Below are 12,984 nucleotides of genomic sequence, written 5' to 3' on the forward strand. Positions count from 1 at the left end.
CCTGCCGGCACCCTGGCTGCGGTGGCTTGATTCATGATTGACCGCTTCTCTTCCCACTACGGCAGGGCGCTCAGCGCGCTGGCCATGCTCGGCTGCGCCATCCTGATGGCCATGATGCTGATCATCGTGGCCGACGTGGCGCTGCGCAATGTTCCCATTCCCGGGTTGCCGCAAGGCCTGGCCTGGAGCAACGAAATCTCCGAGCTCATGCTCTACCTGATCACCATGTGTGTCGCGCCCTGGCTGCTGCGCCAGGGCCAGCACATCCGGGTGGACATCATGCTGCAGGCGCTGCCACCCCGGCTGGCCTGGACCCTGGAATGGGTCGGCGACCTGATCGGTTTTGCCTGCTGCGTGGTGATCGCCTGGTATGGCACACAGGCCGCCTGGTCGAGCTACACCTCGGGCGCCGTCAACATCAAGACCCTGGTCACCCCCGAGTGGTGGGCGCTGGCGCCGCTGCCCCTGGTTTTTGTTCTTCTTGGAATTGAAATGATTTTTCGCATGATCCGGCTGCAACGCGGCCCGCGCGGTCCGCGCCACGACGCAGTGAGCGCAGCATGATTCATTCGCACGGCCGCCCAAAGAATGAATCGCTCCCGGCTGGCGGGACGGCGCATGACGCGAGAGTTTTGGCCAGGGGGCTGTCATGAGCGGCTGGGGCCTGGCCGCCTGGCTGATGCTGGGCGGCTCCACCGTGCTGCTGTTCATCGGCATGCCGGTGGCGCTGACCTTCATCACCATCAACATCATCGGCGCCTGGTTTTACATGGGCGGCGAACCCGGGCTGATGCAGCTGGCGCGCAGCAGCGTGACCTCGGTCACGGCTTTTTCACTGACGCCGATTCCGCTGTTTGTGCTGATGGGCGAGATCCTGTTCCACACCGGCCTGGCGCTCAAGGTCATCGAAGGCGTGGAGCGCCTGATCAGGCGTGTGCCCGGCCGTCTGGCTGTGGTGGCCGTGGTCGCCGGTACGGTCTTCTCCGCGATTTCGGGCTCGACGATTGCCACCACCGCCATGCTGGGCTCGCTGATGCTGCCCATCATGCTGGCGCGCGGCTACCACCCGACCATTGCCACCGGCCCCATCATGGCCATCGGCGCGGTCGATATGCTGATCCCGCCCTCGGCCCTGACCGTGCTGCTGGGCTCGCTGTCGGGCATCTCGATTTCCAAGCTGCTCATCGGTGGCGTGATTCCCGGCGTGATTCTGTCGGTGGCCTTTGTGCTGTGGATCATCATCCGCGTCAGCATCAGCCCCCGGCTGGCGCCGGTCGACAAGGACGACGTGGTTCAACACCGCGGCTGGGCGCGCTGGAGCCTGTTTTTCGGCTATGTGCTTCCCACCCTGTCGATCTTCGGCGTGGTGGTGGGCGCGCTGGCCGCCGGCTGGGCGACGCCGACCGAATGCGCCGCCCTCGGCGCCTTTGCCACCATGCTGCTGGCCCTGTGTTACCGCGCGCTGACCTGGGATGCGGTGATCAAGGCACTCAAGGGCACCGCCGGCATCTCGGGCATGATTCTTTTCATCATCCTGGGCGCCACCACCTTTGCGCAGATCCTGTCGTTCTCGGGCGCCAGCAGCGGCCTGGTGCAGTTCATCACCGGCCAGGGGTTGTCCACCAACATGATTGTGGTCGGCATGATGCTGATGCTGATTTTCCTGGGCATCTTTGTCGACCAGGTCAGCATGATGATGATCACGCTGCCCATCTTCATGCCCATCGTGCAGGCGCTCGGCATCGACCCGATCTGGTTCGGCGTGATGTTCCTGATCTGCATGCAGCTGGGCCTGTTGCTGCCGCCGCACGGCCTGCTCTTGATGACCATGCGCGGCGTGGCGCCGCCGTCAGTCAGCATGGCCCACATCTTCATCGCCGTCGTGCCCTACGTGGTCATGAGCCTGGTGTTGCTCGCCGCGGTTTTCTGGATCCCGGCGATTGCGACCTGGCTGCCCCAGCTGATCGGGTAGCGCCGTGCACCCTTGAGCCGCTGCGGTTTTCATAGCTGCTTGCGTCCGTCGTTCTTGCGCGCGGGCCTGTTTCCCCTCTTCATCGTGCCAAGGGCGGGGGGTGGGACAGCGCCTACAGCGCGAGGTGGTCCCGGCCCACAGTGGCGCCATTGCCGGCGGCTTACGGTGGTCTATTCATAAAAAGGACACCATGCTGGTCAGTACTTTCCTTGTCGAGGACAAGCCCGAAATACGCGACACCGTGGTCGAAGCCATGCAAGAAGTGGCGCCGCTCAAGTTTGTCGGCTACGCCACCAGCGAGGCCGGAGCCCGCCAATGGCTGCGCACTTTCAATGACGACTGGCAGCTGGCCATTGTTGACCTCTTCCTCGCCGAAGGTTCCGGGTTTGGCGTGTTGCGCGACTGTCAAAGCCGCAAACCGACCCAGAAGGTGGTGGTGCTCACCAGTTATTGCCACCCGAACATCATGGACCGGTGCCTGCAACTGGGCGCCGACAGGGTGTTCGACAAAGCCGCCGACATTGAAGAACTGGTGGCCTTCTGCAAGGCCCACGCCGACAGCCTCGACGATCTGACACTGCCGACCGGCCAGACCGGCCTGATGCACTGAGACTGAGACTGAGACTGAGACTGAGACTGAGGCTGCGCCCTGTCCCGTTTCAGCAGCGGCAACCCTGACGCCGCCGTACGCTTCACGCACCAGGCCGGTCGTGTAACCTCAGAGGCATGACCGCCGCCGCCCCGCCAACCGACCCCTCAGCCGCGTCGCCCCTGCTGGCCGACCCCCGCGCCATGCCCCCGCGCGCCATCTGGGTCATGCTCTTTGCGCTGGTCACCGCATTTGCGCTGAGCCAGGCTTGCCGCACCGTGGCCGCCATCATGGCCACGCCGCTGCAGGCCGACTTCGGCCTGAGCGCCCAATCACTGGGTCTGTTTGCCGGCGCCTTTCACTTTGCCTTTGGCGCCATGCAGCTGTTCATGGGCATAGGCATCGACCTGCACGGCGTGCGCCGCACCGTGCTCACCGCGTTTCCGGTGGCGATTGCCGGCGCGGCCGTGTCGGCGCTGTCCACCAGCTTCGGCATGCTGGTGGCCGGCCAAGTGCTGATCGGCATCGGCTGCGCCCCGGCCTTTCTGGTGTGCACGGTGTTTATTGCGCGGCACATGCCGGCACACCGCTTTGCCGCCATCTCGGGCCTGGCCATGAGTGTGGGCGGCATCGGCCTGCTGCTGACCGGCACACCGCTGGCCTGGCTGATCGAGGCCAGCTCCTGGCGCATGGGTTTCTGGGTGCTGGGCGGCTGGGGCGTGCTGGCCTGGGGGCTGATCTGGGCGCTGGTGCACGAGCCGCCGCACCCCCTGGACGCGCTGAAAAAGAAAGAGTCGGTGGGCCAGGCCCTGGCCGGCTTTGGCGCGCTGTTCACGCTGCCGCACACCTGGGGCATCCTGCTGCTGGCCAGCGTGGGCTACGCCTCTTTCGTCTCGCTGCGCGGCCTGTGGCTGGGCCCCATGCTGATCGAGCGCCATGGCTTCTCACTGGTGCAAAGCGGCAACGTCGCGCTGGTGATGTCGCTGGTGTCGCTGGCCGGCCCGCCCCTGTTCGGCCGCTTCGACCCCGGTCCCGCCACCCGGCGCCGCTGGATCACCGGTTTCACGCTGGGGGTGGCCGGCCTGTTTGCCGCGTTTGCCTTCACGCACAGCCCGCTGATCGACGTGGTGGCGCCCATCGTCATCGGCCTGTTGTCGGGCTACATGATTCTTCAATATTCCGACGTGCGGGCCGCCTACCCCGCAGCCATGACCGGCCGCGCCCTGTCGGTCTTCACCATGGCGATGTTCCTGGGCGTGGCCACCATGCAGTGGTTCACCGGTGTGGTGGCCTCGGTGGCCTCGGCCCACGGCGTGGAGCCGTTCACCGCGGTGCTGGCCAGCATTGCCGCGCTGCTGGCGCTGGGCGCGCTGGCCTTTGTGGCACTGCCCCAGCCAGCGCCGCAGGCCTGAGCCCCTTTGCCGCATTGTCATGGCTGCTTGTGCCCACACTCTGGGCACAGGGCCGATGTCGTCCACCGCCTGCTGGCGGGCAGACGCCCGCCAACCACCCGGCCGGGCCGGACTTTTTTGGGGTTCGGCGCAACACCACCCCACTCCCTTCGAATAATGCTTCCCGGCCGGAAGGCCACCTGATAGTCTCGGCGGGTCTGCTTGAAAGGTTACAAAACGTACGCTGGCCATTTCGCCGGCGGCGACAACAACATTTTCCCGGGAGAAAACCATGATTTCTGGACTGAAGGCGCTCGTCGCCAGGCTGGCTGTGGGCATGCTGCTGGTTTTTGCGGGCAGCCACGCCCTGGCCGCCGGCTCACTGGCCATCGACACCCTGCAGGGTGAAAAATACGGCTTCTCGTTCAACCACCCCAGTTCTGACCTGGCCGACCAGCGCTCCATGCGCGAATGCGGGGCAGATTGCGCCGTCGTGCTGCGCTTCGCCGGCGAATGCGGCGCTTACGCCGCCGACCAGGCCAGGGGCTCCAACGCCTATGGCTGGGGCACCGGCAGCACCAGCGCCAGCACCCAGGCGCGCGCCATGTCCGAATGCCGGGCCAAGGGCGGCTCCAGCTGCAAGGTGCGCGCATGGGGTTGCGATGCCGTCAAGGCGTCTTCGGCAGCGCAAGGCGCGCAGCCCTACGACCAGGCCCGCCCGCAAGCCACGCCCCAAAACAACAACAACAACAATAACAACAGAGCGCCCGCAGGCTTCCCCATGCTGGGCGAGTGGCTGGTGGACTATGTCTCAACCACCGGCTACACCGCCAACGGCACCCTGCGCGTCACGCAGAGCCTGGGCAATGGCAGCTTCCAGGGCGTGCTGGTCCTGGGCTTTGTCAACGGCGGCGAGTCCAAGCGGGTGCAGCAAGACGCCACCATCACCGTGCGGGGCAACACCGTGGTGCTCAACGCCAGCAATCCGGTGTACCTGTTGGGCGCCGGCAAATACAACGCTGACAACTACACCCTGACCATCGGCAGCCAGAACCTCCTGCGCGGCGAGAACTCCGACGCCAAGGGCGCCGGCGGCGCGGTGGTGATCAGCCGGAAGTAAGCAACCTCTGCGGGCGGGGCCGTGGCGCCCGGGTCAGGCGCCCGACGGCCCCTCACGCGTCTCATGCGTTTCAGGCGCGTCCTGTGCAGGCACCGGCAGCGCGAAATGAAAGACGGCACCGTGGCCGACCCGGCTTTCGGCCCAGACCCGCCCGCCATGCTGCGTCACGATGCGGTGCACGATGGGCAGGCCAATGCCGGTGCCCTCGAACTCCTGGTCGGTGTGCAGGCGTTCGAACACCGCAAACAGCTTGTCGTAGCTGGCCATGTCGAAGCCGGCGCCGTTGTCGCGCACGGTATAGATCAGCTCGGCGCCCTCAGTGCGGCCGCTCACTTCCACCAGCGGGTCGGGGGCCCGGCTGCTGTACTTGATGGCGTTGGACAGCAAATTGACCCACACCTGCCGCAGCAACGCGGCATCGGCTCGCGCGGGCGGCAGCTGCCCCAGCTGGATGGGTGTCCTGACGGCCGTGTCCGGCTGCAGTTCTGCGGCTACCGACTGGACCAGCGCCTGCATGTCCACCGCGCTGGTGCTGACCGCGCGGTGACCCAGCTTTGAAAAGGCCAGCAGATCGTCAATCAGCTGGGCCATGCTTTTGGCCCGCCCGCCGATGACGGACAGCCAGCCACGGCCCTTGTCGTCGAGCAGCGGGCCGTACTTCTTTTGCAGCAGGCCGGCGTAACCGGCAATCACGCCCAGCGGCGCACGCAGGTCATGGGTGGCCGCCGCCGAGAAAACCTCCAGGCTCCGGTTCAAGGCCTCCAGGTCGCGGGCCTTGGTCTGCAGCACGGCATTGAGTTCCAGGATTTCCGCCTGCATCGCCTTTTGCCGGGTCACGTCTTCGGCAATGCCCAGGATGTGCGTCAACTCGCCCTGCGCGTCGCTGACTGGCACCTTGCGGGTGTGCAGCACGCGCACCCCGCGCCTGGAAGAGATCAACTGGTCCACCGACTCAAAGGCCGGGTTGTTCACCGCCACCTGGCGGTCCTGCTCTTCAAGAATGTCGGCCTGCGGTTGCCCAAACAGCTCGGCCGCCCCTTTGCCGATCACCTCGTCCCGGCGCATGCCCATCATCTCTTCCGCGGCGCGGTTGACGCGCACATAACGCAGCTGGGTGGCCTCCTTGATGTACACCGCGGCCGGAATGTGCTCGATCATCGAATCCAGAAACAGGTTGGCCGACACCAGCTCGGCGGACCGCTGTCCCAGCAGGGCGCGGCTGTCGTGCAGCTGCCGGTTGCGTTTGCTGGTCGCCAGCAGCGCCATCACCATGTGCGACAGCTGTGACAGCGCCCGCTGCTGCGCCGCGCTCAGAAGCCGCGGCTGCAGGTCCATCACACACAACATGCCCAGTGTGGCGCCGTTGTCCGTGGTGAGCTGGCTGCCGCCGTAAAACCGTATCTTGACCTCGCCGTTGAGGGTCGGGTTGCCGATGAAACGCTCATCGAGGCTGAGGTCGGGCACCTCGAAATACGTTTCCTGAAGAATGGCGTGGGCGCACAGGCTGTGGTCTCGCGGAATGTCGCTCTGCCCCACACCCATGCCGTGCTCGGCCTTGAACCACTGCCGGTCCCTGTCGATCAGGGTGACCGCCGCGAAAGGGGTGCCGCAAAGCGTGGCGGCCAGTTCGGCCACGCCGTCAAACAGGCTGTCGACCGGCGTGTCGAGGATGTCGTACGCGTACAACGCGCTGAGCCGCTCCGCTTCGTTGTGCGGAATGTCTGGTGTAAGCATCCGGTTCCCCTGGGTGGTCTGCGGGCAGCCCGGCGGCGCCCTGAATCGGTTTGCCGAAGTCCTGAACGTGCAGGCCTCCAAGGATGCGCTGCAATTCATCTTACGCCAGACAAGGGGCGGCATTGCCATCAGGCGGGGGGAGTTCGGGCCTCTGTTCCGGGAACCGCCGGCCCCTCAGCCCCGGCCCGGGCGCGTCCGGACACCTCTGAACCACGCTCCTGTATTCATAGCTGCCTGCGCACGCAGCACAAGGGCTGACGCCTGTTTTTGTTCTGAATCGGCGGGATTCGTCCGGCCGACCGCGCGCCAGCGAAGTGCAGGCCCGGGCCGGTGATGACAAAACCGCCGCCGGCATCAAGCGCAAGCCTTGGCCTACAGACGGGTGGCCGGCCGGCGGGTAAGGTGAGCAGTCGTTTCAGCCCACGCCTTCACTCAGCCCCAGCACCTGCTCCGCCATGAAACTCAAAGCCACCTGCACCCTGACCGTGAACACGGCGTCCGACTGTCCCATCGTCGCCATGCTGCGCCCGCGCAGCGGCCAGGCGCAGTGGATCGTCAGCGACCGTTATGAGCTGCAGCCCTGGGTGCCGACCACCGAGTACGTCGACGGCTACGGCAACCTGTGCCAGCGCCTGGTGCTGCCGGCCGGCGAGATGCACATCGAGGTCGAAGTGGTGATGGAGGTCGAGGACCAGATCGCGGTGCAGCCCGACGCGCCGCACACCCCCGTGGCCGAGCTGCCCGACGACGTGCTGCTCTACCTGCTGCAAAGCCGCTACTGCCCGTCGGACAAGATGTCCGAGAAGGCCCGCGAGATCGTCGGCAACACGCCACCGGGTTATGCGCAGGCTGAAACCATACGCGGCTGGATCCATGCCCACCTGGACTACCGCTACGGCGTGAGCGACGCCAGCACCGACGCCATGGACTCGCTGGGCCACGGCGCCGGCGTGTGCCGCGATTTTGCGCATGTGGGCATTGCGCTGTGTCGCAGCCTGCAGATTCCCGCGCGCATGGTCGTCGGTTACCTGCACGCGCTGGACCCGATGGACCTGCATGCCTGGTTCGAGGCCTTTGTGGGCGGACGCTGGTACACCTTCGACGCCACACAGAAAGAGCCGCGCGGCGGCCGCATCGTGCTGGCCTACGGCCGCGACGCCGCCGACGTGGCCTTCATCTCCGACTACGGTCCTGTGCCGCTGGAAGTCAGCGACATGAAGGTGCAGGTCAGCACGGTGGCCGAACCAGTCTGACCGGTACTGACCGTTACGCCCGGGGGCGTGGCGGCTTGCCCGACAGCGGGGCCGGGTCAGGGCGTGGTTTTCTTCTCGCCCCTGTTCGGCGCCCCGGCGGCAGGGGTGCTCGCTTCCGGATCGCCGTCTTGCTCCTTTAATGATAGCTGTCCACGCATGACAGGCGGGGGCTTCAGTTCGATATCATTTGCAGTCCTGGCGTGGCGCCCGATGAACCCCGACCCGCGGGCTGCTCGACTTGCAAACTGCCAAGGGTAACCCGCTCAAAAGTCCATGCCCCGCTGCGCTCGCAGGCGTTGAAATAACCCATACTGCTTACATTTGGTGGCAATTAGGCCATTACCGACCCGCGTCTACCTGATGCTGGCCAGCAGACAAGCAGCAACAAGCGTGAAGCAAATGAAGCAAATGAAACCGTCCGAGCCGTCCGAGCAGCTGGAGCAGCCGGGACAACAGCAATCACCGCAGAACCTGCAGGACCGCCTGCTGGCACTGACGCAGCTGAACCAGGACCTGCAGCAGCAGTTGCGGCAGCAGGCCGTCCGACTCGAGGCCCTGGAGAGCGCCGCCGGCGACGCGGCCAGCGGGCAGCAGTTCACCAGCGCCTTCGAAAACGCCGCCATCGGCATGGCCGTGCTGGGCACCGACTCGCGGCGCCTGCGCGTCAACCAGGCGTTTTGCAACATGTTCGGCTATTCGCACGCCGAACTGCTGGCCCCCGACGGACCCGAAGTCACCCACCCGGACGACGTGGCCGAGGACTTGCTGCAGCGCAACCGCGCCCTGGCCGGAGAGATCGACACCTACCAGCGCGAAAAGCGCTATCTGCACAGGTCGGGCAGCGTGATCTGGGCCGCGCTGACCTGTTCAATGGTGCGCGACGCACACGGCCAGCCCCTGCACTTCATCCTGCAGTTGCAGGACATCACCGAGCGCAAACTCGCCGAGCAGCTTTCGCGCGCGAACGAAGAGCGCTTCCGCGCGCTGGTGGAATTGTCCAACGACTGGTTCTGGGAACAGGACGAGAACTTCCGCTTTGTCCAGGTCGCGGGCAGGCTCGCCGACATGGGCGGTCTCACCAATAACAACAGCATCGGCAAACTGCGCCGGGAGCTGCCCTATGTGGGCATGGACGACAGCCAATGGGTCGCGCACGAGGCGCAGCTTGCAAGGCGCGAGCCTTTTCGCGACTTTGAAGTCACGCGGCTGGACTCTGGTGGCCAGGTGCGCCACCTCGCCATCAGCGGCGTGCCCATCTTCGATGCTGCCGGCCGCTTCACCGGCTACCGGGGCACGGGCCGCGACACCACCGCGATGCGCCGCTCCAGCGACCGGGTCCGGGCCAGCGAGCGCCAGCTGCGCGAGATCACCGACACCGTGCCGGCACTGATTGCCTATGTGGATGCCGAGCAGCGCTGCCGCTTTCACAACCGCGCCTACCAGGATGCCTTTGGCCTTTCCAGCGAGGAGCTCCTGGGCAAAAGCATGCGCGAGCTGATGGAGCCGGCGTTCTACGAGAAGCTGCGCCCCCGGGTGGAAGAGGTGCTGTCCGGCTACCCGGTGATGTACGAGCGCAGGCAGCGTTCGTCCAACGGCGACGTGCGCGACTACGTCGTCAATTATTTCCCGCGTTATGGCGAAGGCGAGGACGAGGGCAAGGTCATCGGCTTTTACTCCCTGGCCACCGACATCACCGAGCTCAAGCGCATCGACCGCCTGAAAAGCGAGTTTGTCTCGACCGTGAGCCATGAGTTGCGCACCCCGCTGACCTCGATCCGCGGCTCGCTGGGCCTGGTTGCCGGCGGCATGGCGGGCCAGCTGCCCGAGATGGCGATGAACCTGATCGGCATCGCCAAAAGCAACTGCGAGCGTCTGATCCGGCTGATCAACGACATCCTGGACATTGAAAAAATCGAGTCCGACAAGATGCGCCTGGACCTGGAACCCATGCAGCTGCTTCCGCTGCTGACGCAGGCCATCGCCGCCAACGAAGGTTACGGCCTGACCAACAATGTGAGCCTGACGCTGCACTGTGACGACACTGACCTGCAGGTCAGTGTCGAGGCCGACCGGCTCACGCAGGTAGTGACCAACCTGCTGTCCAACGCGCTGAAGTTCTCGCCCGCCGGCGGCAGTGTGGACGTGCACGTGCGCCGGGCCGGGCTGGGCGCGCGGGTGGAGGTGCGCGACCACGGTCCGGGCATCCCGGGGGAATTCCGCACGCGCATTTTCCAGAAGTTCTCGCAGGCGGACTCGTCCGACACCCGGCAAAAAAGCGGCACCGGCCTGGGCCTGAACATCTCGCGCGCCCTGGTCGAACGCATGGGCGGCAGCATCGGGTTTGACACCCGGCTCGGCGAAGGCACGACGTTTTTCTTCGAGCTGCCCCTGTCGCAGGCGCCCACCGGGCCCGCAGCGCGGGCGGCGCGCTCGCGCATCCTGGTGTGTGAATCCGACGTGGACGTGGCCCGGCTGATCGGCATCATGCTGGACAAGGCCGGGTTTGACTCGGACCTGGCACACAGCGCCGAGCAGGCCCTTTCGATGATCACCTCGGGCAGCTACCACGCGGTGACGCTGGACCTGCGCCTGCCCGGCCAGACCGGCGGCGCCTTTCTCAACGGCCTGCGTCAGAACGAAGCCACCCGCAACCTGCCCGTCATCGTGATCTCCACGCTGACCGGCGACGGGCAGCTTCAGCTCGACCAGAAACCGTCTGCGGTGTCGGACTGGCTGTCCAAGCCGATTGATGAGGAAAAGCTCGTCTCGGCCATGCAGCGCGCGGTGGCCGACCTGCACGGCCGCAAGCCACGCATCCTGCATGTGGAAGACGACCCGGACATCCAGCACATCACCGCCGCCATCGCGGACGACTTCGCCAGCTTTGAGTTCGCCGGCAACCTGACCGAGGCGCGCACGCGCCTGCGCGACAAGGTCTTTGACCTGGTGATGCTGGACCTGTCCCTCGGCAAGGAGTCGGGCTGGGACCTGGTGGAGCTGATCGACAACCTGCAGCCCCGGCCCGCGCTGGTGGTGTTTTCTGCCAGCGAAGTGCTGCCGGCCCGGGCGGGCGGGCGGCCCGACGCGGTGCTGCTCAAGGCCTCCACCTCCAACACCGACCTGCTTCAAACCATTCGGCGCGTGCTGAAGATGCCGGCGGAGCCGATGGCCGACCCGCAGCGAAAAACCTGATTGCTTCTTTTTTGATAGCTGGCTGCGCTTAGCGGACAGGGGCTAGTGGCATATTTGATGCTTCAAACCATGACCACAATTGCATTGATGGCCTCGGCGCCATGAACTTGACCTCACAACGAGGCATGGCATCTGGATTGCTGATGGCAGCCACAGCTATTGGCTCAAGGGGGGCGAGGACTTCGCTTAAAGTGAGCGTCTCTCCCACATCAACGCCACCATGTCAAAACTCTTCCCTCTTCTCGTTCTTATAACTTCTTTGGTCGGTTGCACCACGGTCGCCCCCTCACAAAACTACCGTTCAGCGGGCTCCACAGCAGCGCCATGGCAAATTCGCGGGGAGCTTTTCGACATCACAAACGTGAAGATTTTCATCAATGAAAGCAAGGTGATCGACGAGCGTCTATCGCTCTTGTCCGGCGAAGGTGAATTCCGGTCGAGCTATCAAAACAAGACGGTGACAGCGTCCTGCACCACCAACGTCTTCGCTTCGACTCGTTGCATGGTCTTCATCGACAACGAACGGGCTGCAACGCTGTCGTTTTGAGCTGTGCGTGCGTCGCTCCGGCGGTTAACGCCTTCACGCGACATCCATGCCCCATCAGCCACGCCGCCGCTTGGTCTGCGCCGCAGCCAGGTTGGCGACGGCACAGCTTCGGTCATGCCAGCGCCGGCAAAGGGCGGGTGAAAGCGATGCCCTTCCCCGCATGGGTTTGGAAAAAAGAGCCCGCGACGCTCCTGTATTGATAGCTACTCCCGCTTGCTGCACAAGGGCTGTCGGTCGATTCAACGCATAGACGTAAGCACTCAGGTCGTCTGAGCTGGTTTGACTCCCTCTCCCCCCGGGAGAGGGCGGGGGTGAGGGCCGGCGGTCTGCGCACAGAGCTGTCGCAGGTGGTGAGTTGCTGGCCCTCTCCCCAACCCTCTCCCAGAGGGCGAGGGGCATGAAAAAGGGCCGCGGCTCAGTCCTTGTAGCTGGTGTCGATGCGGTCCAGCTTGCGCAGCAGCGCCGGCCACACAAACGCGCCGCCCATGCCCCCGCCGCGCACATAGGTGGCGGCGCGGTCGCTGCCGGTGTAGATATCTTCTTCAAAATGAATCAGCTCGCCGCCGGCCTGCGCGCTGAGCTGGATCTGGCAGGTGCTTTCAAAGCGGTACATGTTCATGAAGGCGTCGGCAATCGTTTCGCCCACCGTCAGCAGGCCATGGTTGCGCAGCACCAGGTGGCGGGCCTGCCCCAGGTCTTGCTGCAGGCGCGGCTTCTCGTCGTCGCGAAAGGCCACGCCTTCGTAGTCGTGGTAGCCGAGCGAGGCCAGCACAAAGGCCGACTGCTGCGAGATCGGCAGGATGCCGCACTTCTGCGCACTGACGGCCACGCCCGCGCGGGTGTGCGTGTGCAGCACACACAACATGTCGTGCCGCGCCTCGTGCACCGCGCTGTGAATCACAAAGCCGGCCGGGTTCACCGGGTAGGGCGAGTCAATCACCTTGTTGCAGTGCGCGTCCACCTTGACCAGCGACGAGGCCGTGATCTCGTCAAACATCAGGCCGTAGGGGTTGATCAGAAAGTGATGCTCCGGCCCCGGCACCCGCGCGCTGATGTGGGTGAACACCAGGTCGCTCCAGCCGTACAGCGCCACCAGGCGGTAACAGGCGGCCAGGTCGCAACGCAGTTGCCATTCTTCGGCGCTGACAACTTCTTTGAGCGAGGCGATGTTCATGGTGTTTGTCTC

The 12,984-nt window shown here is 65.2% G+C and carries 10 protein-coding genes; 8 read left to right on the forward strand and 2 right to left on the reverse strand.

Going from position 1 to position 12,984, the window contains the following annotated elements:
• Positions 1-33 precede the first annotated feature (33 nt).
• The 5 genes from PSV26_RS04075 (at position 34) to PSV26_RS04095 (ending at position 5,072) form a co-directional block, all read left to right on the forward strand.
• Positions 34-564, forward strand: a complete 531-nt coding sequence (locus PSV26_RS04075; protein WP_300568105.1) for a TRAP transporter small permease — start codon at positions 34-36, stop codon at positions 562-564.
• A gap of 85 nt (positions 565-649) precedes the next feature.
• Complete coding sequence (locus PSV26_RS04080) at positions 650-1,972, forward strand: TRAP transporter large permease subunit (protein ID WP_300568108.1); 1,323 nt, start codon at positions 650-652, stop codon at positions 1,970-1,972.
• A 190-nt stretch (positions 1,973-2,162) separates the two neighbouring features.
• Complete coding sequence (locus PSV26_RS04085) at positions 2,163-2,582, forward strand: response regulator (RefSeq protein ID WP_300568111.1); 420 nt, start codon at positions 2,163-2,165, stop codon at positions 2,580-2,582.
• Positions 2,583-2,764: 182 nt separating this feature from the next.
• The gene (locus PSV26_RS04090) at positions 2,765-3,973 is read left to right on the forward strand and encodes a nitrate/nitrite transporter (RefSeq protein ID WP_300568616.1); all 1,209 of its coding nucleotides are present in this window, start codon (positions 2,765-2,767) and stop codon (positions 3,971-3,973) included.
• Between the two features lie 271 nt (positions 3,974-4,244).
• Positions 4,245-5,072, forward strand: coding sequence for a DUF4189 domain-containing protein (locus PSV26_RS04095; RefSeq protein ID WP_300568114.1), 828 nt, complete (start codon positions 4,245-4,247; stop codon positions 5,070-5,072).
• 33 nt (positions 5,073-5,105) lie between these two features.
• Here PSV26_RS04095 and PSV26_RS04100 read toward each other — a convergent pair whose 3' ends face one another.
• Positions 5,106-6,806 (reverse strand): ATP-binding protein, encoded by a 1,701-nt coding sequence (locus PSV26_RS04100; protein WP_300568117.1) that lies wholly within the window; start codon positions 6,804-6,806, stop codon positions 5,106-5,108.
• Positions 6,807-7,261: 455 nt separating this feature from the next.
• Here PSV26_RS04100 and PSV26_RS04105 point away from each other — a divergent pair, with 455 nt between their 5' ends.
• The 3 genes from PSV26_RS04105 to PSV26_RS04115 all read left to right on the forward strand — a co-directional run bounded on the left by PSV26_RS04105 (position 7,262) and on the right by PSV26_RS04115 (position 11,798).
• A complete protein-coding gene (locus PSV26_RS04105) occupies positions 7,262-8,059 on the forward strand; it encodes a transglutaminase family protein (protein WP_300511951.1) in 798 nt (265 codons plus the stop codon).
• A gap of 408 nt (positions 8,060-8,467) precedes the next feature.
• The gene (locus PSV26_RS04110; RefSeq protein ID WP_300568120.1) at positions 8,468-11,251 is read left to right on the forward strand and encodes a PAS domain S-box protein; all 2,784 of its coding nucleotides are present in this window, start codon (positions 8,468-8,470) and stop codon (positions 11,249-11,251) included.
• 220 nt (positions 11,252-11,471) lie between these two features.
• Positions 11,472-11,798, forward strand: coding sequence for a hypothetical protein (locus PSV26_RS04115; RefSeq protein WP_300568122.1), 327 nt, complete (start codon positions 11,472-11,474; stop codon positions 11,796-11,798).
• Positions 11,799-12,213: 415 nt separating this feature from the next.
• Here PSV26_RS04115 and PSV26_RS04120 read toward each other — a convergent pair whose 3' ends face one another.
• Positions 12,214-12,972 (reverse strand): class II aldolase/adducin family protein, encoded by a 759-nt coding sequence (locus PSV26_RS04120; protein WP_300568125.1) that lies wholly within the window; start codon positions 12,970-12,972, stop codon positions 12,214-12,216.
• Between the last annotated feature and the right edge of the window lie 12 nt (positions 12,973-12,984).

It is taken from the genome of Polaromonas sp. (assembly GCF_029945685.1).
Lineage (GTDB): Bacteria > Pseudomonadota > Gammaproteobacteria > Burkholderiales > Burkholderiaceae_C > Polaromonas.

What these genes read in the sequence shown, in the direction of transcription:
- PSV26_RS04080 (WP_300568108.1), top strand. Translation starts at nt 650, where the DNA reads ATGAGCGGCTGGGGCCTGGCCGCCTGGCTGATGCTGGGCGGCTCCACC.
- PSV26_RS04085 (WP_300568111.1), top strand. Translation starts at nt 2,163, where the DNA reads ATGCTGGTCAGTACTTTCCTTGTCGAGGACAAGCCCGAAATACGCGAC.
- PSV26_RS04095 (WP_300568114.1), top strand. Translation starts at nt 4,245, where the DNA reads ATGATTTCTGGACTGAAGGCGCTCGTCGCCAGGCTGGCTGTGGGCATG.
- PSV26_RS04075 (WP_300568105.1), top strand. Translation starts at nt 34, where the DNA reads ATGATTGACCGCTTCTCTTCCCACTACGGCAGGGCGCTCAGCGCGCTG.
- PSV26_RS04090 (WP_300568616.1), top strand. Translation starts at nt 2,765, where the DNA reads ATGCCCCCGCGCGCCATCTGGGTCATGCTCTTTGCGCTGGTCACCGCA.
- PSV26_RS04115 (WP_300568122.1), top strand. Translation starts at nt 11,472, where the DNA reads ATGTCAAAACTCTTCCCTCTTCTCGTTCTTATAACTTCTTTGGTCGGT.
- PSV26_RS04105 (WP_300511951.1), top strand. Translation starts at nt 7,262, where the DNA reads ATGAAACTCAAAGCCACCTGCACCCTGACCGTGAACACGGCGTCCGAC.
- PSV26_RS04100 (WP_300568117.1), bottom strand. Translation starts at nt 6,806, where the DNA reads ATGCTTACACCAGACATTCCGCACAACGAAGCGGAGCGGCTCAGCGCG.
- PSV26_RS04120 (WP_300568125.1), bottom strand. Translation starts at nt 12,972, where the DNA reads ATGAACATCGCCTCGCTCAAAGAAGTTGTCAGCGCCGAAGAATGGCAA.
- PSV26_RS04110 (WP_300568120.1), top strand. Translation starts at nt 8,468, where the DNA reads ATGAAACCGTCCGAGCCGTCCGAGCAGCTGGAGCAGCCGGGACAACAG.